The following is a 19,325-nucleotide window of genomic DNA, read 5'->3' as shown; positions in this document are numbered from 1 at the left end:
CGGCTCCCTTGCTCATACCCCTACGCGCGGCAGCCCGCCGGACGTGCGCCCTACGCCTCCGGCGGGCTGCGCGCCGCCAAGCTTAGCGTCGCTCATGCCTGCTTCTACCTCCCCCGCGGATGCGGATTCTCCGCTCGAGCCGTCCGAACCGACGCCGGCGGCCGTAGCCGCAGCCCTGCACGCCCTGCCCTGGGCCGTGCTGCAGCTGACGGCCGCGGGCGCGGTAAGCCTGCTGAATCCCGCCGCCGAAGCCCTCTGGGGCGTGCCGGCCGCTGCGGTACTGGGCCGGGCCCCGGCGGCCGTGCAGCCCGCCGTGCTGCCGCCCGCCGTGCTGCAGGCCCTCAGCAGCCTTGCGGCCGACGACGCCCCCACCGCCCCGCTCTGGCTGCCCCGCACCGGGCAGTGGGTGCGGCTGCGCGCTGCCGCCGCCCCGGAAGGCGGCCGGTGGATTTACTGGGAAACGGTAGCGGCCCCGCCGTCGGCCGAAAAGCGTAGCGCCGATGAGCATCTGTTGCAGCACACCATCGACAGCTCCCTGGATTTGGTGCAGGTGTTCCGGGCCGTGCGCGACGAGCAAGGCGAGGTGGTCGACTTCGTGTGGGTGCTCAACAACGCCGCCGCCGAGCGGGTGTACGGCGACGTTATCGGCTGCAGCCTGCTGGCGCTGAACCCGGGCGTGGTGGCGGAAGGCATCTTCGACACGTTCCAGCGGGTACTCGAAACCGGCGTGCCCGACCAGTCGGAGCGCCACTACGTGCACGAGCAGTTCGACGGCTGGTTTCTGCAGTCGACCGTGAAGCTGGACGACGGGGTGACGACCACCACCCACGACATTACCCAGCGCAAGCGCATGGAGCAGGAGCTGCGGGAAAGCAAAGCCCTGCTGCAGGACATCATCGATGCGCCCCACATCGGGCTGGCCGTGTACCGGGCGGTGCGCAACGCGGCCGGCGACATCGTGGACTTCGTGCACGAGTACATCAACCGGGCCAGCCGGGCCATGCTGGGCGAGGACTTTACCGGCAAGCTGTTCACCGACCACGGCGACAATGGCCGCCAGCAGCTGCCGCAGCTCATCGAGGTCATCGAAAGCGGCCAGGGCAACAGCTACGTGCGGGAGGCCAGCTTCCGCGGCCGCCAGGTGTGGTTTGCCATTACCAACGCCCCGCTCGACGCTGACCGGCTGGTGCATACCTGGGAAGACGTGACCGAGCGGCGGCAGGCCGAAGCCGAAATCCTGCGCCTGAAGGAGGAGCTGGCGCAGCAGGCCCAGGACCGGTACTACTCGCTGTTCGCGGCCATGGACGAGGGCGTCTCCATCCTGGAAATGATTTACGACGACGACGGCCGGCCCGTGGATATGCGCTGGGTCGAGGTCAACCCGGCTTTTGAAAAAATAACCGGGCTGCGCGACGTGGCCGGCAAGCTGACCAGCAGCTTCGTGCCCACGGAGCAGTACTGGCTGGAGGCTTACGACAGCGTCGTCAAAACCGGGAAGCCGCTGCGCTACGAAAACTACCATGCGGGCATCCAGCAATGGTACCGCACGCATACCTCCCGCATCGGCGGCCCGGAAAGCCGCGTGGTGGCGAACGTGTTCGAGGATATCACCGAGCGGAAGCGCCACGAAGCCCAGCTGCGCCACGCCGCCGAGGCCGAGACGCTCCGGCGGCAGCTGGCCGATGCCCTGGGCCCGCTCACCGACCCGGTCGCCATTCAGGAAGCCGTTACGCGCCTGGCCCGGCAGCACTTCGGGGCCGACCGCTGCTACTACTGCGAAATCGAGCACGACCAGGCTATCATCCGGCGCGACGCGGCCACCGCGGGGCTGCCCTCGGTGGCGGGCACCTACCCGCTGGCCAGCTTTGCCCTGCTGCAGGCGGTGATTGAGGCCGGCCGCCCCCTTGTGGTGCGCGACGTGCGCCAGGATGCGGCCGTAGACGAGAACCTGCGCCAGCTCTGCGTGCAGCTGCAGGTTATTTCCTACCTCGACGTGCCCGTCATCAAGCACGGGCAGCCGGCCGGGGTGCTGTGCCTGGTGCAAAGCCAGCCGCGCGACTGGACCGCCGCCGAGGCCGCCCTGGCCGCCGAAGTGGCCGAGCGCACCTGGGCCGCCGTGGAGCGGGCCCGCACCGAGCTGGCCCTGCAGCTGAGCGAAGCCCGGCTGCGGACGCTGGTGGCCAGCCTGCCGGGCGCGGCCGTGTTCGTGGTCGATGCCGACCTGCGCTACCAGCTGGCCGAAGGCGAAGCCCTGGCCGCGGCCGGCCTGCGGCCCGCCGACCTGCTGGGGCGCACCGTGGCCGAGGCCATGCCGCCGGAGCAGGTGGTGCTCCACGAAGCCCACTACCGCCAAGCCCTGGCCGGGGAGAGTTTCGCCCTGGAGCACGAGGCCCACGGCCACGCCTACCTCTCGCGCGGCGTGCCGCTGCCCGGTCCTGCGGGCCAGCCGCCGGCCGCGCTGGTGGTCAGCTACGACATCACCGCCCGCAAGCAGGCCGAGGCCGCCCTGGCCGCCTCGGAAGAAAAGTACCGCGCCCTGTTTACGTCCATGGACGAGGGCTTCTGCATCATCGAAGTCCTGTTCGACGAGCAGCAGCAAGCCGTGGATTACCGTTTTCTGGAAATGAACCCGGCGTTTGGCCGGCAAACCGGGCTGGCAAATGCCGCCGGGCGCACCATGCGCGAGCTGGCGCCCGAGCTCGAAGCCTTCTGGTTCGAGGTCTACGGGCGCATTGCGCTGACTGGGGAGCCCGCCCGCTTCGAGCACGCCGCCGCCGCCCTCGGCCGGTACTACGACGTGTACGCCTTGCGCGTGGGTGCGCCGGCCGACCGCCGCGTGGCCGTCCTCTTCAACGACATTGCCGAGCGCAAGCAGCGGGAGCAGCGGCAGCAGTTTCTGCTGAAACTCTCCGACAAGCTGCGGACGGAGCCCAGCGCGGACGCCGTGGCCAACTGCGCCCTCCGCCTGCTCGGCGAGGAATTAGGGCTCGACCGCTGCTACATTGCCGAGTACCGCCTGGAGGCCGACCGCGCCGATTTCACGCACCAGGTGGGCAACGACCGGGTGCCGCCGCTGCCCGCCGGGGGTATTCGCCTCTCCGATTTTCCCGAAGCTTTCCGCGTGGTGCTGGACCGCACGCTGGTCATTGAGGACTTCGCGCAGACCGAAGGGCTGTCCGACACGGACCGGCACAACATCGGGGCCCTCGGCCTGCGGGCCCTGGTAGCCGCCACCCTGCGCCAGGGCCCGCACCAGCCGCACTGGGTAGTGGTTGCGGTGTCGGCCGCTCCCCGGCGCTGGACGCCGGGCGAAATTGCGCTGCTCGAGGAAGTAACCGAACGAACCTGGGCGGCGATGGAGCGCGCCCGCGCCGAAGAAGCCCTGCGCGAGAGTGAGGCCAATTATCGTACGCTTTTCAACTCCATGGACGAAGGCGTATCCACGCTTCAGCTCCTTTTTGACGAGGCGGGTAAGGTGGTGGACTTCATCTACCTGGCCCATAACCCGGCCCTGACCCGCCAGACCGGGCTGGGGCCCGACATGGTGGGCCAGCGGGTAAGCACGCTGTTTCCCGAGTTGGAAACGTATTGGCTGGAAGTCTACGAACGGGTGTCGAAAACCGGCAAGCCGGAGCGCCACGAATACTATTTCGCCACGCTGGCGAGCTGGTTTGACATCTACGTCTCCTGCATCGGCGAGAAGGGCAGCGACCAGGTGGCTTGCGTCTACAACAACATCACCGAGCGTAAGCGCCGCGAGGCGGATGCGGCCCTACGGGTGGCCATCAGCGGCGACCTGAACCGGCTTTCCGGCGAAAGCGAGATGCTGGCTGCCGTCGGCGCGCACCTGACGCGGCACCTGCAGCTCGCCTGCTGGCACTACGTGGACGTGGACGAGGCCCGCGGGGAAGTGACGCTCCGCCACTTCTGGCACGAGCAGAACGTACCTTCTATCCTGGGCACGTATCCCATTGCGGACTTCCTGCCCCCCCACGTTGTGGCCGACATGCGCGCCGGCGCGCCGGCCGTAGTGGCCGACGTGCAGGTCGACATACCCTCGGACAGCGCCGCCGGCTTGGCGTTGCAAGCCGGCGCAGCGGCCCAGAAAATCGGGGCATACATCGCCGTTCCGTACAGTGTGGGGGGAAACTGGAAGGCCTATTTTGCCGTGGCCGACAGCCGTCCGCGGCATTGGACAGAGGGTGAGCTTGCGTTGGTGCAGGACGTGGCAGCCCGCATTTTTCCGCGCATTGAGCGCGCCCGCGCCGAAGAAGCCCTGCGCGCCTCCGAGGAGCAGTTTCGCACCGTGGCCAACCTGGTGCCCGACCTGCTCTGGCGCAGCGACGCCCAGGGCGGGCGGACCTGGTACAACCAGCGCTGGCACGAGCACACCGGCCAGCCGCCCGAAGACGCCGCCGGCGCCGGCTGGCTCGACGTCATTCACCCCGACGACCGGCCCGAGTCGGAGCGGCGCTACCGCGCGGCGGTGCAGGGCGGGCAGCCCCTGCGCCTGGAGCACCGCGTGCGGTCGGCCCAGGGCGAGTACCGCTGGTTTCAGGTGCAGGCCCGGCCCATTCGCGACGCCCAAGGCAGCATTACGGAGTGGTTCGGGGCGGCCACCGACATCCACGCCCGCCGCCTCAGCGAGGAGCGCCTGCGCCGCAGCGCCGCCCTCGATGCCTTCCGCGTGCAGCTCACCGATGCCCTGCGCCCCCTCACCGAGCCGGAAGCCATTCAGGCCGCGGCCTGCCGCGTGCTGGGGGAGCACCTGGGCGTGAGCCGCGTAAGCTACGCCGACGTGGAGGGCGCGGAGCTGGTGCTGCGGCCGGGCTACGTGCGCAGCGGGGCGCCGCTGGTGGGCCGGGCCGCGCTGGCCACCCTGGGCGACACCGTGCTGGAAGCCTTCCGGCGGGGCGAAACCCTGGCCGTGGACGATGTGCGCCTGGAGGCGCGCTTCAGCCCGACCGAGCGGGCCCGCCTGCAGGATGCCCGGGTGCTGGCCCTGGCCGGCGTGCTGCTCGAACACGACGAGCAGTGGCGGGGCGTGTGGCTGCTGCACCACGAGCAGCCCCGCGCCTGGACCGACCAGGAGCTGGACCTGCTGCAGGAAACGGCCGCGCGCACCTGGGCCACGGCGGAGCGCGCCCGCGCCGGCCAGATTATGGCCGCCGACCTGCGGGCCACCCAGCTGCTGCGCGAGCTAGGCGCCCGGCTCACCAGCGAAACCAACCCCCACGTGCTCTACGACGAGCTGCTGCAAGCCGCCGTGCAGCTGCTGCGGGCCGATGCGGGCACCCTGCAGCTGCTCGACGAGACGACCTGGCAGCTGCGCCTGCTGGCCACCCACGGCATCAGCCCGCAGCTGCAGGCCCGGTTTCGCCGCGTCGATGCCGGCTCGGGCTCCAGCTGCGGGCGGGCCCTGGCCAGCGGGGAGCGGGCCCTTGTGTACTTCGACGACCCCGACACGCCCGACCACGACGGCGCGCTGAAGCTGCACCTGGAGGCTGGCCTGCGCGCGGCCCAGTCGACGCCGCTGGTGACGCGCGCGGGCCGGCACATCGGTATGCTCTCCACGCACTGGCGCCAGCCCCGCCCCCTCACGGAGCGGCAGCTGGGCTTTCTGGATTTGCTGGCCCGGCAGGCGGCCGATTTGCTGGAGCAGCACCAGGCGGAAGAGGTGCTGCGCCGCTCGGAGGAGCAGTTTCGGACGGTGGCCAACCTGGTGCCCGACCTGCTCTGGCGCTGCGACGCCCAGGGCCACTCCGACTGGCACAACCAGCGCTGGTACGAGTATACCGGCCAGACGCCCGAGCAGACCACCCGTCACGGCTGGCAGCGGGCCATCCACCCGGCCGACCGGCCCCGCATCGAGCAGCAGTACGCCGCGGCGGCCGCAGCCGGCGAATCGGCCTGGCGCCACGAGTGCCGGCTGTGCGACTTGCGCGGCACCTACCGCTGGTTTCTGGTGCAGCTGCTGCCTTTTCACAATGAGCTGGGCGAAATACTGCACTGGTACGGCGCGGCTACCGACATTCACCAGCGCAAGCTGGCCGAAGAAGCCATGGAGGCCGACAAGGCCTGGCTGGCGCGCGAAGTGGCCGAGCGCACCCGCGCCCTGCAGGAAAGCACCGAGCTGCTGCAAAGCATCTACGACACCAGCCTCATTGGCATGTCGGTGCTGCTGGCCGAGCGCGACGAAACCGGCGCGGTGCAGGACTTCCGCATTGCCGTCATCAACCGGGAGCTGGCCCGCGAAACCGGCCGCACCGACCTGGTCGGCAAGCTTTACGCCCAGGAGTTTCCGGGCATCGTGCCCAGCGGCCTGTTTGCGCTGATGCGGCGCGCCCTCGACACCGGGGAGCCGCAGCAGGTCGAGTACTACTACCCCTTCGACGGGTTCAACAAGTGGTTTGCGGCCACCTTCGTCAAGCTGGCCGAGCGCGACGGGCTGGCCGCCTCCAACCTCGACATCACGGAGCGCAAGCGGGCCGAGGAGGAGCGGCTGAAAAACTTCACCCTGCTGCAGCAGTCGGAGGAAGTGGCCCGGCTGGGCAGCTGGGAGTACGACGTGGGCACCGGCCGCATGCACTGGTCGGCGGGCATGTACGGCCTGTTTGGGCTGCCGGCGGGCAGTGCCGTGGGCCCCGATGCCTACCAGCAGGCCGCCACCCCCGACGCCCACGCCGCCGCCCGGCGCCTGGTGCAGCAGCTGCGGCAGGGGCAGCAGCCCCTCGACGCGACGCTGCGCATCCGGGTGGGCGAGCAGACGCGCACGCTGCGCATCAAAAGCGTGGTGGTGCCCGACGAGCAGGGCCGGCCCGGCAAGGTGCTGGGCGTCGACGTGGACATCACCGACTTGCAGCGCCTGCAGGCCGAAAACCTGCGCCTGCAGCTGGAGCAACAGCAGCAGCTGTTCAACGCCGTGCTCGACGCCCAGGAAACCGAGCGGCAGCGCATTGCCGAGGGCCTGCACAACGGCGTGGGCCAGCTGCTGTACGCCACCAAGCTGCAGCTCACGCAGCTGCGCCCCGCCGCCCCGCCCGAGCTCTGGACGCGCACCGACGCCCTGCTGGCCGACGCCATCCGGCAGACGCGCGCCCTCTCGCACGAGTTGGTGCCCACGGTGCTCAACGAGTTTGGCCTGGCCGCGGCCCTGGAAGACATCTGCCGCAAGCTCAGCGGTCCGCAGCTGCACTTTCACTGCACCGTGGAGGTCGACGAGCCCCTGCCCCAGCTGCTGCAGGTGGCCGTGTACCGCATTACCCAGGAGCTGGCCCAGAACGTGGTGAAGCACGCCGGGGCCACCGAAGCCACGCTGGCCCTGGAAACCGTGCCGGGCTTCGTGCTGCTGCGGGCCGAAGACAACGGGGTGGGTTTCGCCCCGGACGCGCCGCCCGGCCTGGGCCTGCGCACCATCCGCGACCGGGTGGCCCTGCTGGGTGGCAGCGTCGATTTGGGCTCGGCGGAGCGCATCGGCACCTACGTGCGCATCCGGCTGCCGCTGCCTGGTGCGCCGCCGGCGCCCCGGCCGGAGTAAACTGCGCAGCCGCAAATCCGCGTATCGCGCAGCTTAAATGCCGTCGTTATGGCGTCTCCCGGGGCGTTTTTCAGCCGTTAAAGCTAGTGTGGTTCGTCGCCAAATGCGGCAACTAGGGTAAGGTTTCAGGTGTGGGACTTTACCTGGCGACGAGCCCGAACTAAAAAGCCCCTTCGCTTGAGTGCGAAGGGGCTTTTTGGGGTTCAATGCAGTCATCTGGCCTGGCGCGCTGGTTTATTCAACTCGTTGGTCGGGTTCGGCGCTGGCAGCGGGCACTGCCGGTCGTTCTACGATAGTGGTACTACGAACTCCGGCGGGGAATTCGCAAATACCACTGCGGCCACTCGTCAAACAAGCCGCTGAGGCCTGCCAGGAGCCGCCTACGCGGCCTGCGGACGGGGAGCCGGCAGCCACTGGCGCAGCTCGGCTTCGCTGCGGATGGGGCCGCGGTAGCACAGCCGCCCCTCGGCCAGCGGGCCGGCGTAGATTTCTACCTCGTCGGTGTGCTGGGGCACAAACACGCGCCGCAGCTCCGTGGCGCCGGGGCGCACGTAGGTGGTGCCCGGCGCCGCGGCGGGCCAGCGGATGGGGAAAAAGCCGGCGTGGTGTAGCCAGGTAGCAAGCATCGGCACAGGCAGTAAAAGTCAGCGGATACGGATGGGCGGCCGGCCCGCTCCGTCAGGAAACGGCGTTGTCGCGCAGGGCGCGCACTTCGTTCCAGCTCAGCTCCCCGGCCACGTACCAGTCGTAGAGCTGGCCGAGGTAGGCCGAGGCCTGGCGGCGCCAGCGCGGGGCGCAGGCGGCCAGCATCTGTTGCAGCACGTAGGCGCGTTGTTGCGGCGTCTGGGCACAAGGACCGTATTTGGGGTTGTAGGCCATCGGAAACGGCAGTTCGTCAGCGGTTGCCCTACAAAATTGCGGCGGAACTTTCCGCAGCGAAACCGCTGAACTACTGAATCGAACCGGGCACAACTACGGAGCCGCCCCCGCCCTACTCCACCAGCACGCCGATGTAGTAGTTGAACGTGTCGACTTCCAGGTTTTCCTTGGTGGCGCCGGGCAGGTCCATCACCTGAAAGCGCGTATTGGGCAGAATCAGCCTGTACTCGCCGCCGCGCGTGCGCACCCGCACCGGCAGGTCGAAGCCGGGTTCGTCGGCAATCCAGCGGGCCAGCATTCGGCCCTGCTCAAAGCGCACTTCCAGCGTTGGCAACGCCGGGTGGCGCAGGTACTGGTTGAACACGGCCGTCAGGTCGCGGCCCGTCCGGCGGAAGTACTGCACGATGTCCTCGGTGGTGACGGTCTGGTGGTAGAACTGCTGGTTGAGGCCGCGGAGCAGCTCGCGCCATTTCTCATCGTTGCCCATGCTCACGCGCACCATGTTCAGCAGCACGGCGCCCTTGTCGTACATGTCGCCGGAGCCTTCCCGGTTCACGCCGTAGGGGCCGATGATGGGGGCATCGTTGCGAATGTTGCGGCGCTGCCCGTGCACGTACTCCTGCCCGGCCTGCTTGCCAAACAGGCTTTCGGTGAACAGGCTTTCGGAGTAAGTGGTAAACGACTCGTGAATCCACATGTCGGCAATGTCCTTGCTGGTGATGTTGTTGCCGAACCACTCGTGCCCGCTTTCGTGGATGACGATGAAGTCCCATTTGTCGCCCCAGCCGGTGGCCGAGCGGTCCTGGCCCAGGTAGCCGTTCTGGTACTTGTTGCCGTAGGCCACGGCGCTCTGGTGCTCCATGCCCAGGTGAGGCGTCTCCACCAGCTTGTAGCCGTCCTGGTAGAACGGGTACGGCCCGAACCACGACTCAAACGACTTGAGCATGGGCTTCACGTTGGCCCCGAACTGCTTTTTGGCCTTGTCCAGATTCTCGGGCAGCACCCAGTAATCCAGCGTCAGCCGGCCTTTCTCGCCCTGGTACGCGTCGCTGAGATGAACGTAGTTGGCCACGTTCAGGGCCACGTCGTAGTTGTTGATGGGGTTGGATACGGCCCAGTCGAAGCGGGTGAAGCCGCCCTTGAGCGGAGTGGTTTTGCGCAGGCGGCCGTTGGATACATCGGTCAGGCCCTTGGGCACCGTCACGCTGATCATCATCGAGTCGGGCTCGTCGGACTGGTGGTCTTTGCAGGGCCACCAGATGCTGGCCCCCACCCCCTGGCAGGCCGTGGCCACCCAGGGCTGGCCCGGGCCGTGCTCGGTGAAGACGAAGCCGCCGTCCCAGGGGGCGCGCCGGGCCACGGTGGGCTGCCCGCCGTAGTACACCCGGAATTCGTCGCGCGCGCCCTGCCGGATGGGCTGCGGGAAGGTTACGAACACGGCGTTGGCTTCGCGGGTAAAGGGCAGGTTTTTGCCCTTGTATTCCACCCGTTCCACTTGCAGGTTGGCAAACAGATCAAACTGCAGGCGCGTGAAGTCCTGGGTGGCAGTGAAGCGGATGAGGTTGGAGCCGCTGATGGCCCGGGCCTTGACGTCGAGCTTCACGTCGAGGTGGTAGTAGCCCACGTCGTAGCAGCTGCGCAAAGGGCTGAGGGTACCGCGCAACGAGTCGGCGCGGGTGAAGGCGGGCTTGGGCTGCAGCAGCTGGGCAGCGGCAGGGCGGGGCGGGAGCAGCAGCGCGGCGGCCGTAGCGGGCAGCAGCGCAGCAAAAGCGGGAAGAAAACGCATAGCGGAAATTACACCGCGCCGCCGGCCGGGCTGCGCCGGAGCCGGAAAATTTGCCCGGCGGCAAGGTGTTCAGGCCATCAGGCAAGGTGCCGCAAACCAGAAGGCTAAGGCTAGTTCCCCTCCTCAGATGAGGAGGGGCTAGGGGTGGTTGACTTCGTTCTGGAACGTCAGTTAGGCTTTAGCTTTCTAGCTCTAGCTTTTCAACCACCCCTAGCCCCACGCCGCTTGATGCGCGGAATCATCTGAGGAGGGGAACTAGCCTTAGCTTTTAGCTCTATCCAAAAAGCCAACCTCCCATCAACTGATACTGCATTCACAACTGATCTACAGCAAGTAAACACGTTTACCAGGTACCAAAAACGGCTATGATAAAGCAGCTGCTAAACCCGCTTACCGCACCTTGGTCAGCGTGAGCATGCGGGCGAAGATGCTGGGTACGAAGCGTTTCAGGTACACGCCCAGCGTCTCCTTGCCGCCGATGTAGGCTTCGTTTTCGCCGCAGGCAATGACGCGCAGGGCGCGGCGGGCAAACTCGGCCGGGGCCAGGCCGTTGGCGGTGGCCTCGTCCATAGTGCCCAGGGCCGTGCCGTCGCCGGTAAGCGCATTTACCGATACGCCGGTGTGGATGAAGCCCGGGCAGATGATGCTGATACCCACGCCGGAGCCGCTCAGCTCGGCCCGCAGCGAGTCGAAAAAGCCGTGCAGGGCGTGCTTGCTGGCCGCGTAGGCCGAGCGGTAGGGCGTGCCGAACTTGCCCACCAGGGAGCTGATGACCACCACCCGGCCGCTTTTCTGGGCCAGCAGCGCGGGCAGCACGGCCTTGCTCAGGGCCACCGTGCCGAAGTAGTTCACCTCCATCAGGCGGCGGTCTACGTCGAGCGTGGTTTCCAGGGCGAGGCTGCGCTGACTCACGCCGCCGTTGTTGATGAGCACGTCGAGGCGGCCGAAACGGGCCAGCACCTGCGCTACTTTTTCGGGCAGGGCGGCGGCTTCGGCCAAATCCAGGGGCAGCACCAGCGTTTCGGCCGGGGCGCAGGCGGCGGCCACGCGCTGCAGGGCGGCCTCGTTGCGGGCCGATAAGACGAGGCGGGCCCCGGCGCGGGCAAACGCCAGGGCCAGCGCCTCACCGATGCCGGCCGAGGCGCCCGTAATCCAGACGACTTGATGTTGGAAGCTCACGGCGGGGAAGATACAACGCCCGCCAGAACGTTGTAGAGACGCAACCTTGGCTAACGCCTTCCTGCGGTTGCGTCTCGTCGTCCGCGCCGTATAGTTTCCGGGCGGCCCGCTAGTCGTTCAACGACGAGACGCAATTATGCGTCTCTACATACCCACGGCCCAGGTCGTAAATACGCTGTAGCGCCCGCCGGGAAAAAAGTGTTTTCGGCATAGCCGGCGGGCCGGGCTTCTGCGTCTTTGGCTTTCAGAACCCGCCCCGTGCCCGCCATGTACATCCGCTCCACCGTCGAAACCGAAGCCCAGTCGCTGCAGGAGTTTGCGCAGCTTCAGCGCCTGCCCGCCGCCGGCAGCACCGTGCTCGACTCGCAGTGCAAGTTCTGCGTGTGGCCCAGCTACGACGACCGTCTCTCGCTGAAATGCACCTTCCGCGGCCACGAAACCTACTACCTGCGCCAGCGCCCCGTGACGGTGGCGCCCGAGCAGCTGCTGGTGGTAAATGCCGGGCAGCAGTACGCCAGCGCCATTCGCTCCGCGGAGTGGGTGCATTCCTTCGCCATCTACTTCGATCAGCAGCTGGTGGCCGACGTGGCCGCCGCCCGCCGCGCCACCGACGAGCTGCTGCTGACCAAGCCCTGGGCCGAGGCCGCGCCGGACGTGTGGTTTTTCGAGCAGCTGCACGCCGCCCCGCCGGCGCTGCGGCAGGGTTTGTATCAGCTACAGCAGGAGCTGGCCCACCGGCCCTTCACCGCGCTGGAGCTGGATGAGCAGCTGCACGGCGTGCTCAGCGCCCTGCTGGGGCTGCAGCAGCGGCAGGTGGCGCGCAGCGCCGAGCGGCTGGCCGCGGTGAAGCGCAGCACCCGCCTGGAAATCTGCCGGCGGCTGTACCTGGCCAAGGAGTTTATCGACGACGCGCCGGCCGCGGCCCTGACGCTGGACGGCATTGCCCGGGCTGGTATGCTGTCGAAAAACCATCTGCTGCGGCACTTCCGGCAGCTGTTCGGCTGCTCCCCGCACGAGTACGCCACCGGGCTGCGGCTGGCGCGGGCCCGCACCCTGCTCACCGAGTCGGCGCTGCCGGTGCAGGCCATCAGCGCGCAGGTGGGCTTTGCCTCGCCCAGCGCGTTCGGGCGCGTGTTCAAGGCCGCCCTGCAGCTCACGCCCCAGCAGTACCGGCAGCAGCACGCGGCCTAAGCTCGTTTTTTCTTTCCCGTCCTTTGCGCGGCCGTTTTCGTCGGCCGGGCTGCTACCTGGCCCACCCCGACGCGCCGGCCACTGATTTTGCCATGTCTACTTCCGTTGCTTCCTCCCCCGCCGCCGTTTCCCGCCCCGCGCCTTTGCTTATCGGCGCGGCCCTGCTGGCGCTGTACCTGATCTGGGGCTCTACTTACCTGGCCACCAAGACCGCCTTGACGGCCTGGCCGCCCATGCTGCTGTCGGCCATGCGCTTTCTGGTGGCGGGCACGGTGCAGCTGGCGGCCGTGCGGCTGCTGGGCGGCGCGGCCTGGCCCAGCCGGCAGGACTGGCTGCGGGCCGCGGCCGTGGGCGGCTGCCTACTGCTGGGCGGCAATGGCGGCACCACGTTCTCGCAGCAGTACATTCCCTCCGGTCTGGCCGCGCTGATGGTGGCCTCGGTGCCGATGTTTCTGGCCGTGCTGGGCTGGCTGAGCGGCCTGGCCCCGCGCCCCAACTGGAAGGTTACGCTGGGCCTGATGCTGGGCGTGGGCGGCATGTATCTGCTGGCTACCGCACGCACCAGCAGCGCCCCGGTGCTGCACCCGGGCCAGCCCCTGCTGGGCGTGGGCATTGCGCTGGCCGCCTCGTTTGTGTGGTCGGCGGGCTCGTTGTTGTCGAAGCAGAAGCCCATCGGCGGCTCGCCCTTCCTGGGCGTGGCCATGCAGATGCTCTGCGGCGGGGCCATGCTGCTGGTGGGCGGGCTACTGCGCGGCGAGGCGGCCGAGTTTCACTTCACGGGCATTGGCTGGCAGCCCTGGGTGGCCATGGCCTACCTGGTGGTATTCGGCTCGTGGATTGCGTTTTCGGCCTACATCTGGCTGCTGGGCGTGGTGGAGCCGGCCCTGGCGGGCACCTACGCCTTCGTCAACCCCGTGGTAGCGGTGCTGCTGGGCTGGGCCGTGGCCGGCGAGCCGCTGAGCGCGGCCATGGCCAGCGGCGGGGCCCTCATCGTGCTGGCGGTAATGCTGGTGGTACTGGGCGGCCGCCGGCCGGCCCCGGTGCCGGCCAAGGCCGCGGCGGAGCGCGTCTAGAGCTAGAGGCTAGAAGTTAGTTCCCCTCCTCAGCTGAGGAGGGGCTAGGGGTGGTTGAAAAACTAGAGCTAGAAATACTAGAGCTAAAAAATCGTCTGTCATGTCGAGCAGAGCGAGACATCTCGCGTGCTGACTCTAGACAGTAATTTCTAGCTCTAGTTTTTCAACCACCCCTAGCCCCTCCTCAGCTGAGGAGGGGAACTAGCCTCTACTTCTAGCCTCCAGCTTCTGGTAACTCTGTAACCCGGATTCCTCAGTTCAGCCGGAAGCCCATCCTGATTCAACCCGGATTTCCCCGAGTTCATCCGGCCAGCGGCCCGCATTCAACCCGGATTTCCCCGGGTTCAGCCGGAAACCCCACCCGATTCAACCCGACTTTTCCTCAGTTCAACCGGAAAGTCGCCTTCATTCAACCCCCGTTTCCCCGAGTTCATCTGATTTTTCCCTGACCTCGCCAGTTTGTGCCGGGCTTCGGCGGTAGGTGTGCCTTGTTTTGGGCACATCATCTGACTCACCACTGCCACCGACGCCATGAAAACACTGCTTACCCTCACGCTGGCCGCCGCCCCCCTGCTGGTCCAGGCCCAAACCGCCGGGCGCATCACCGGCCGCCTGCTCGACGAGCAGCAGCAGCCGCTGCCCTACGCTACGGTGCTGCTGCAGGCCACCGCCGACACCGCCCAGTTCAAGGTGGAGCTGTCGAAGGCCGACGGCAGCTTTGGGTTCAGCGGCGTGGCGCCGGGCCAGTACCGGGTGGTGGTGACAATGATGGGCTACCGGGCGCACCGCACCGCGGCTTTCGAGCTGACGGGCGCCCAGCCGGCAGTGGAGCTGCCCGTGGTGCGCATGGCCTCGGCCACCCAGCAGCTGAAGGGCGTGGAAGTGGTAGGCCAGAAGCCGCTGCTGGAAATGCAGAGCGGCAAGATGGTGGTGAACGTGGCCGGCTCGCCCGCCGCGGCCGGGGCTTCGGCCATCGAGGTGCTGCAGAAAGTGCCGGGCCTGGTGGTCATCAACAACCGCATCAGCTTGGCCGGGCGCGAGGGCGTCATCATCCTGCTCGACGGCCGCACCACCCACTACACCGACGTGGTGAGCGTGCTCAAGGATTTCCCGAGCAGCAACATCGAGAAGATTGAGGTGCTGACCCAGCCCGGCGCCGCCTACGACGCGGCCGGCACGGCGGGCATCATCAACATCATCCTGAAGAAAAACGCCGACCTGGGCACCAACGGCACGGCTACGCTTACCGGCGGCTACGGCCGCTTCGGCAAGGCCGGCGGGGCGCTGGATATGAACCACCGCACCAAGGCCGTGAACGTGTTCGGCAACTACGGCTACAACTACCGCAAAACCTACGAGCAGCTCAACACCGACCGCGTGGTGAGCGACCCGGCCGGCGCCGTAACCTACGCCCAGCAGAGCTACCAGCCCCGGGCCTCGCACGTCAACACCGCCCGCGTGGGGGCCGATTTCAGCCTCTCGCGCCGCCAGACCCTGGGCGTGCTCCTGAACGGCTACACCACCCGCACCGCCGTGGAAGCCGAAAACCGTATCGACGTGCAGGACGCCAGCGGGCTGGCCCGCAACACGACCCGCAACAACAGCCAGCGCAACACCACCAGCTACGCCGGTAACCTGAACTACAAGCTGGCCATTGACTCGCTGGGCCGGGAGCTGGTGCTCGACGCGGACTACTCGCGCTACACCTCCGGCAACGACAGCCGCCTGACCAACGCCCTGGAATCCAGCGGGGTGCCGGCCACCGAGCTGCTGCGCTTCGAGCAGCAAACGGCCATCAACCTGCGCTCGGCCAAGGCCGACTACCGCCAGCCCGTAGGCAAAACCGGCAAGCTGGCCGCCGGGGCCAAGCTCAGCGACGTGGACATCGACAGCCGCCTGGACTTTGCCCGCCTCAGCCAGAGCGCCTGGGTGCCCGTGCCTGGCCGCTCCGACCATTTCCGCTACGAGGAGCGCATTTCGGCCGCTTATGTGAGCCTCGACCAGGCCGTGGCCGGGCTGCAGATTCAGGCCGGGCTGCGCGCCGAGCATACCCACTCGGTGGCCCGCTCCCTGGCCCTCGACAGCACCGTGCGCCGCAACTACCTGCAGCTGTTCCCGAGCCTGTCCGTCGACAAGCCGCTGACCTCGAAGCTGGGCGTGAACCTGAGCTACGGCCGCCGCATCGACCGGCCCAGCTACCAGGATCTGAATCCGAGCATCGTGTACCTGGACCCCTACACCCAGCAGTACGGCAACCCCTTCCTGCGGCCGCAGTTTACCAACGCCTACAAGGCCGCCGTGACCTACCAGAAGCAGCCGGTGCTGCTGCTGGCCTACAACCGCACCAACAACGCCATCAGCCTCGTCACCAACCAGCGCGACGACGTGCTGTTCTCGACCACCACCAACCTGGGCCGGCTCGACAACTACAGCGCCACGCTGAACTTCCCGGTGAGCCTGGGCAAGCTGCTCAGCGGCTACGGCGGCACCAACGTGTTCTACAACCAGTACCGCAGCCAGTACCTGGGCAGCGAGTACCACCGGGGCCGCCTCTCGGCCATGGTGTACCTGCAAAGCAAGGTGCGCCTGCCCCAGAACGTGAGCCTGGAGCTGTCGGGCTTCTACCACTCGGCCGGCCTGAACGGGCTGATTGCCTTCCGCCCCTTCGGCTCGGCCACGGTGGGCCTGCAGAAGTCCTTCCTGAAAGACCAGGCCCAGCTGCGCATCTCCGCCTCCGACGTGTTCTTCACCAACAAGCAGCGCGGCACGGTGATGTACCAAGACATGAACATCCGCTTCTTCACCCAGAGCGAAACCCAGCAGGTGCGCGCCAGCTTCACCTACAAGTTCGGCAACCAGCGCCTGCAGGCCGCCCGCAAGCGCGCCACCGGCCTCGACGAGGAGCGCGGCCGCGTGAAGTCCGACAAAGAGTAACTTACCCCGGCGTGCGCCCTGCCGCCACCCGCTTCCCATGAAACTGTTCCTGACTCGTCCCGTTCGCTCCGATGTGCTGGTAGTAGCCACCTACTGGCTGGTAGCACTACTGGTGATATTTCCCAGCTACGTGGTGGAGTTCGGCTGGCTGCGGGCCGTGGTAGCCATGCTCTACAACATCGTGCTGGACACGGCCGCGGTCTACTTCATCGTCTTCGGCTTCCTGCCCCTGGTGATGGAGACGCGCACCCGCCTGGTGGCCCTGCTGCTCATCCCCACGTTTCTGCTGCTGAGCGGGGTGCTCTACAAAGTCGGCTACGGGCTGATTCTGCACCTGCCCATCACCTGGACGCCGGCGCAGTTTATCAGCAGCATCATCCGCCACGGGCAGAGCTACGGCGTGCTGGGCATCATGCTGGTGGGCAAGGGCTACTTCGACATGCAGCGCCGCCTGCTGCTGGCCCACAAAGCCCAGACCGAGAGCGAGCTGAAGAACCTGAAAGCGCAGATTGACCCGCACTTTCTCTTCAACAACCTCAACATCCTCTACGCCCTCATTCAGCAGGACAAGCAGGTGGCCAGCCACTACCTGAGCTGCTTCTCGGCCCTGTACCGCTACCTCATCCGCCACAAGGACGATGACTTTGTACCCCTGGCCGACGAGCTGAAGTTTGTCGACGAGTACATCTACCTGCTCAACCACCGCTTCGGCCAGGCCTACACCTTCCACAAGGTGATGCTCACCGAAGCCAACCTCGACAGCCGCTTCGTGGTGCCGGCGACGCTGCAGATCCTGGTGGAAAACGCCATCAAGCACAACCGCGGCGACGAGGACAACCCGCTGGCCATCGTCATCAGCGTGAGCGACGAAACGGTGTCGGTCAGCAACAAGATCCGGCCCAAGCTCACGCCGGTGGAGTCGACCGGCACCGGGCTGCTGAACCTGAAAGAGCGGTACAAGATTCTCTCGAACAAGGAAATGCAGATTTACCGGGACGGCTTCTTCGAAGTGCTGGTGCCCGTCATCAAGGAATGGAACTAGCTCCGCCGGCCCCCGGCCCGTACCTTACCGCTCCTCTGACCCCAACCCTCTGCCTAGCCGCCGCCATGAACGTACTGCTGATCGAAGACGAAGAGTGGACCGCCCGCCAGACCACGCAGTTCTTGCGCGAGTACGCCCCCGAAGCCACCGTGCTGGCCGTGCTCCGCAGCGTGGAAAAAGCCCTCGACTGGTTTGCCCGCAACCCCATGCCGGACCTCATCTTCTCCGACATCGAGCTGCTCGACGGCAACGTGTTCACGCTCTACAGCCAGGTGCGCATCACCTGCCCCATCATCTTCGTCACGGCCTACGACCAGTTTCTGCTCCAGGCCTTCAAGGGCAACGGTATTGCCTACCTGCTAAAGCCCTTCGACGGGGGCCAGTTCAAGGTGACGCTGGATAAGTACTACGCCCTGCGCACCAGCTTCGCCGGCCAGCAGCCCTCCGCTGCCACCGCGCCGGCCGCCACCGCCCCGGGCCTGCTGGACGAGGCCGTGGTGCAGGAGCTGAGCCGGGCCCTGCAGCAGAACAGCCGCTCCTACAAGCAGCGCTTCTCGGTACGGATGCGCAACAGCCTCTACATCCTGCCCGTCGACGACGTGATGTACCTGCAGGCCGACGAAGGAGTGGTATTTGCCTGCGACAAGCAGGCCGCCCGCTACCCGCTGGCCGGCACGCTCACCGACCTGGAAAAGCAGCTCGACCCGAACCGCTTCTTCCGCCTCAACCGCTCGGAGCTGATCAACATCCACTACGTCGAGAAAGTCGAGCCTTACTTTGGTAACCGCCTCTCCGTCAAGCTCAAGCACCACGAAACCTCCCTGGTGACCAGCGCTGCCCAGACGGCCGATTTCCGGAAGTGGCTGGAGGGCTAAGGCCCTCAATTCCCCCGCCTTACGCTTACCGCTTACTGGCGCCCCCAAGGGGCTGCCCAGCCTCCCCCATGCCTGTTCTTCTCCCTTCTACGCCTAGCCGCTATGAGCAAAATCAGCACTGTTGCCGTCATTACTGACGACGAGTTTTTCCGGGATGCCTCCGCTTACTTCCTGGCCCAGCAGAACTACGCCGTGCTCAACATCGGCCCGGACGAGCAGGAAATCCGCACCCAGCTGCTGCACCAGCGCCCCGACCTGGTGATTGTGCGCACCCGCCGCGGCCCCCAGAGCACCTGCGCGCTGCAGTGCATCCACGAGCACAACCTGCCCACCCGCACCGTCGCCTACACCGACGCCGCCGCCGACCAGGCTCCCACGCCCCGGCACGCCTACCTCACCCGCGCCGATGGCCTGGAAGCGCTGCTGCGCTGCGTGGCCGTGCTCGAAGGGGGCCACGCCGCCACCGCGCCGGCCGCCGCCCCCACCGCCGCTGCCGCCCCCGATCCGCTGGCGGTGCTCGGCAGCCAGGAGCGCAAAGTGCTGGCCCTGATCGGGCGCGGCCTGAGCGCCAAACAGATGGCCGAGCAGCTTTTCGTGAGCACGCACACCATCAAAAATCACAAAACCAACATCACCCGCAAGCTGGCCGTGGCCAGTGGGCGCGACCTGCTGACGGTGGCCCTGGCCCTGCGCGAGCATCCCGCCCTCAAATCTGCTCTAATGAGCTAGAAAACATAAAAATAGGAACAATTTCCTATTGCATTATCGCCGGATAATGAGGTTCTTTAAATAAGAAAACAACGCCGGGGCGCCGCCGAAAACCCCAGAC

The 19,325-nt window shown here is 67.0% G+C and carries 11 protein-coding genes; 7 read left to right on the top strand and 4 right to left on the bottom strand.

Features of this window, described 5'->3' with window-relative positions; translation table 11 throughout:
* Positions 1 to 94 precede the first annotated feature (94 nt).
* A complete protein-coding gene (locus EJV47_RS24095) occupies positions 95 to 7,537 on the top strand; it encodes a PAS domain S-box protein (protein ID WP_126695768.1) in 7,443 nt (2,480 codons plus the stop codon).
* Between the two features lie 380 nt (positions 7,538 to 7,917).
* On the opposite strand, the gene EJV47_RS24090 is transcribed toward EJV47_RS24095, so the two are convergent.
* The 4 genes from EJV47_RS24090 to EJV47_RS24075 all read right to left on the bottom strand — a co-directional run bounded on the left by EJV47_RS24090 (position 7,918) and on the right by EJV47_RS24075 (position 11,381).
* Positions 7,918 to 8,163, bottom strand: coding sequence for a hypothetical protein (locus EJV47_RS24090; protein ID WP_126695767.1), 246 nt, complete (start codon positions 8,161 to 8,163; stop codon positions 7,918 to 7,920).
* A gap of 52 nt (positions 8,164 to 8,215) precedes the next feature.
* Positions 8,216 to 8,416 (bottom strand): hypothetical protein, encoded by a 201-nt coding sequence (locus EJV47_RS24085; protein WP_126695766.1) that lies wholly within the window; start codon positions 8,414 to 8,416, stop codon positions 8,216 to 8,218.
* 112 nt (positions 8,417 to 8,528) lie between these two features.
* The gene (locus tag EJV47_RS24080; RefSeq protein ID WP_126695765.1) at positions 8,529 to 10,202 is read right to left on the bottom strand and encodes a M1 family metallopeptidase; all 1,674 of its coding nucleotides are present in this window, start codon (positions 10,200 to 10,202) and stop codon (positions 8,529 to 8,531) included.
* Positions 10,203 to 10,592: 390 nt separating this feature from the next.
* Positions 10,593 to 11,381 carry an SDR family oxidoreductase gene (locus tag EJV47_RS24075; protein ID WP_126695764.1) on the bottom strand — a complete coding sequence of 263 codons (789 nt, stop codon included), beginning with the start codon at positions 11,379 to 11,381 and terminating at the stop codon, positions 10,593 to 10,595.
* A gap of 267 nt (positions 11,382 to 11,648) precedes the next feature.
* On the opposite strand from EJV47_RS24075, the gene EJV47_RS24070 reads away from it, so the two are divergent.
* The 6 genes from EJV47_RS24070 (at position 11,649) to EJV47_RS24045 (ending at position 19,225) form a co-directional block, all read left to right on the top strand.
* Positions 11,649 to 12,572, top strand: a complete 924-nt coding sequence (locus EJV47_RS24070; protein WP_126695763.1) for a helix-turn-helix domain-containing protein — start codon at positions 11,649 to 11,651, stop codon at positions 12,570 to 12,572.
* Between the two features lie 92 nt (positions 12,573 to 12,664).
* Positions 12,665 to 13,645, top strand: a complete 981-nt coding sequence (locus EJV47_RS24065; RefSeq protein ID WP_126695762.1) for an EamA family transporter — start codon at positions 12,665 to 12,667, stop codon at positions 13,643 to 13,645.
* Between the two features lie 531 nt (positions 13,646 to 14,176).
* Positions 14,177 to 16,579: an outer membrane beta-barrel protein gene (locus tag EJV47_RS24060; RefSeq protein WP_126695761.1), complete on the top strand. Its 2,403-nt coding sequence runs from the start codon at positions 14,177 to 14,179 to the stop codon at positions 16,577 to 16,579.
* A gap of 37 nt (positions 16,580 to 16,616) precedes the next feature.
* Positions 16,617 to 17,621: a sensor histidine kinase gene (locus tag EJV47_RS24055; RefSeq protein ID WP_126695760.1), complete on the top strand. Its 1,005-nt coding sequence runs from the start codon at positions 16,617 to 16,619 to the stop codon at positions 17,619 to 17,621.
* Between the two features lie 65 nt (positions 17,622 to 17,686).
* Positions 17,687 to 18,496: a LytR/AlgR family response regulator transcription factor gene (locus EJV47_RS24050; protein ID WP_165903916.1), complete on the top strand. Its 810-nt coding sequence runs from the start codon at positions 17,687 to 17,689 to the stop codon at positions 18,494 to 18,496.
* 102 nt (positions 18,497 to 18,598) lie between these two features.
* Positions 18,599 to 19,225, top strand: a complete 627-nt coding sequence (locus tag EJV47_RS24045; RefSeq protein ID WP_126695758.1) for a response regulator transcription factor — start codon at positions 18,599 to 18,601, stop codon at positions 19,223 to 19,225.
* Positions 19,226 to 19,325 lie beyond the last annotated feature (100 nt).

The sequence above is a fragment of the Hymenobacter gummosus genome (genome assembly GCF_003970915.1).
Classification (GTDB): Bacteria; Bacteroidota; Bacteroidia; order Cytophagales; family Hymenobacteraceae; genus Solirubrum; species Solirubrum gummosum.
The sequence above is the reverse complement of the archived record's forward strand: the minus strand, read 5'-3'. Positions and strand labels throughout refer to the sequence as shown.

Excerpts from the sequence above, each read along its gene's own strand:
- EJV47_RS24045 (WP_126695758.1), top strand. The coding sequence starts at position 18,599 with ATGAGCAAAATCAGCACTGTTGCCGTCATTACTGACGACGAGTTTTTC.
- EJV47_RS24055 (WP_126695760.1), top strand. The coding sequence starts at position 16,617 with ATGAAACTGTTCCTGACTCGTCCCGTTCGCTCCGATGTGCTGGTAGTA.
- EJV47_RS24085 (WP_126695766.1), bottom strand. The coding sequence starts at position 8,416 with ATGGCCTACAACCCCAAATACGGTCCTTGTGCCCAGACGCCGCAACAA.
- EJV47_RS24050 (WP_165903916.1), top strand. The coding sequence starts at position 17,687 with ATGAACGTACTGCTGATCGAAGACGAAGAGTGGACCGCCCGCCAGACC.
- EJV47_RS24070 (WP_126695763.1), top strand. The coding sequence starts at position 11,649 with ATGTACATCCGCTCCACCGTCGAAACCGAAGCCCAGTCGCTGCAGGAG.
- EJV47_RS24065 (WP_126695762.1), top strand. The coding sequence starts at position 12,665 with ATGTCTACTTCCGTTGCTTCCTCCCCCGCCGCCGTTTCCCGCCCCGCG.
- EJV47_RS24095 (WP_126695768.1), top strand. The coding sequence starts at position 95 with ATGCCTGCTTCTACCTCCCCCGCGGATGCGGATTCTCCGCTCGAGCCG.
- EJV47_RS24080 (WP_126695765.1), bottom strand. The coding sequence starts at position 10,202 with ATGCGTTTTCTTCCCGCTTTTGCTGCGCTGCTGCCCGCTACGGCCGCC.
- EJV47_RS24060 (WP_126695761.1), top strand. The coding sequence starts at position 14,177 with ATGAAAACACTGCTTACCCTCACGCTGGCCGCCGCCCCCCTGCTGGTC.
- EJV47_RS24090 (WP_126695767.1), bottom strand. The coding sequence starts at position 8,163 with ATGCTTGCTACCTGGCTACACCACGCCGGCTTTTTCCCCATCCGCTGG.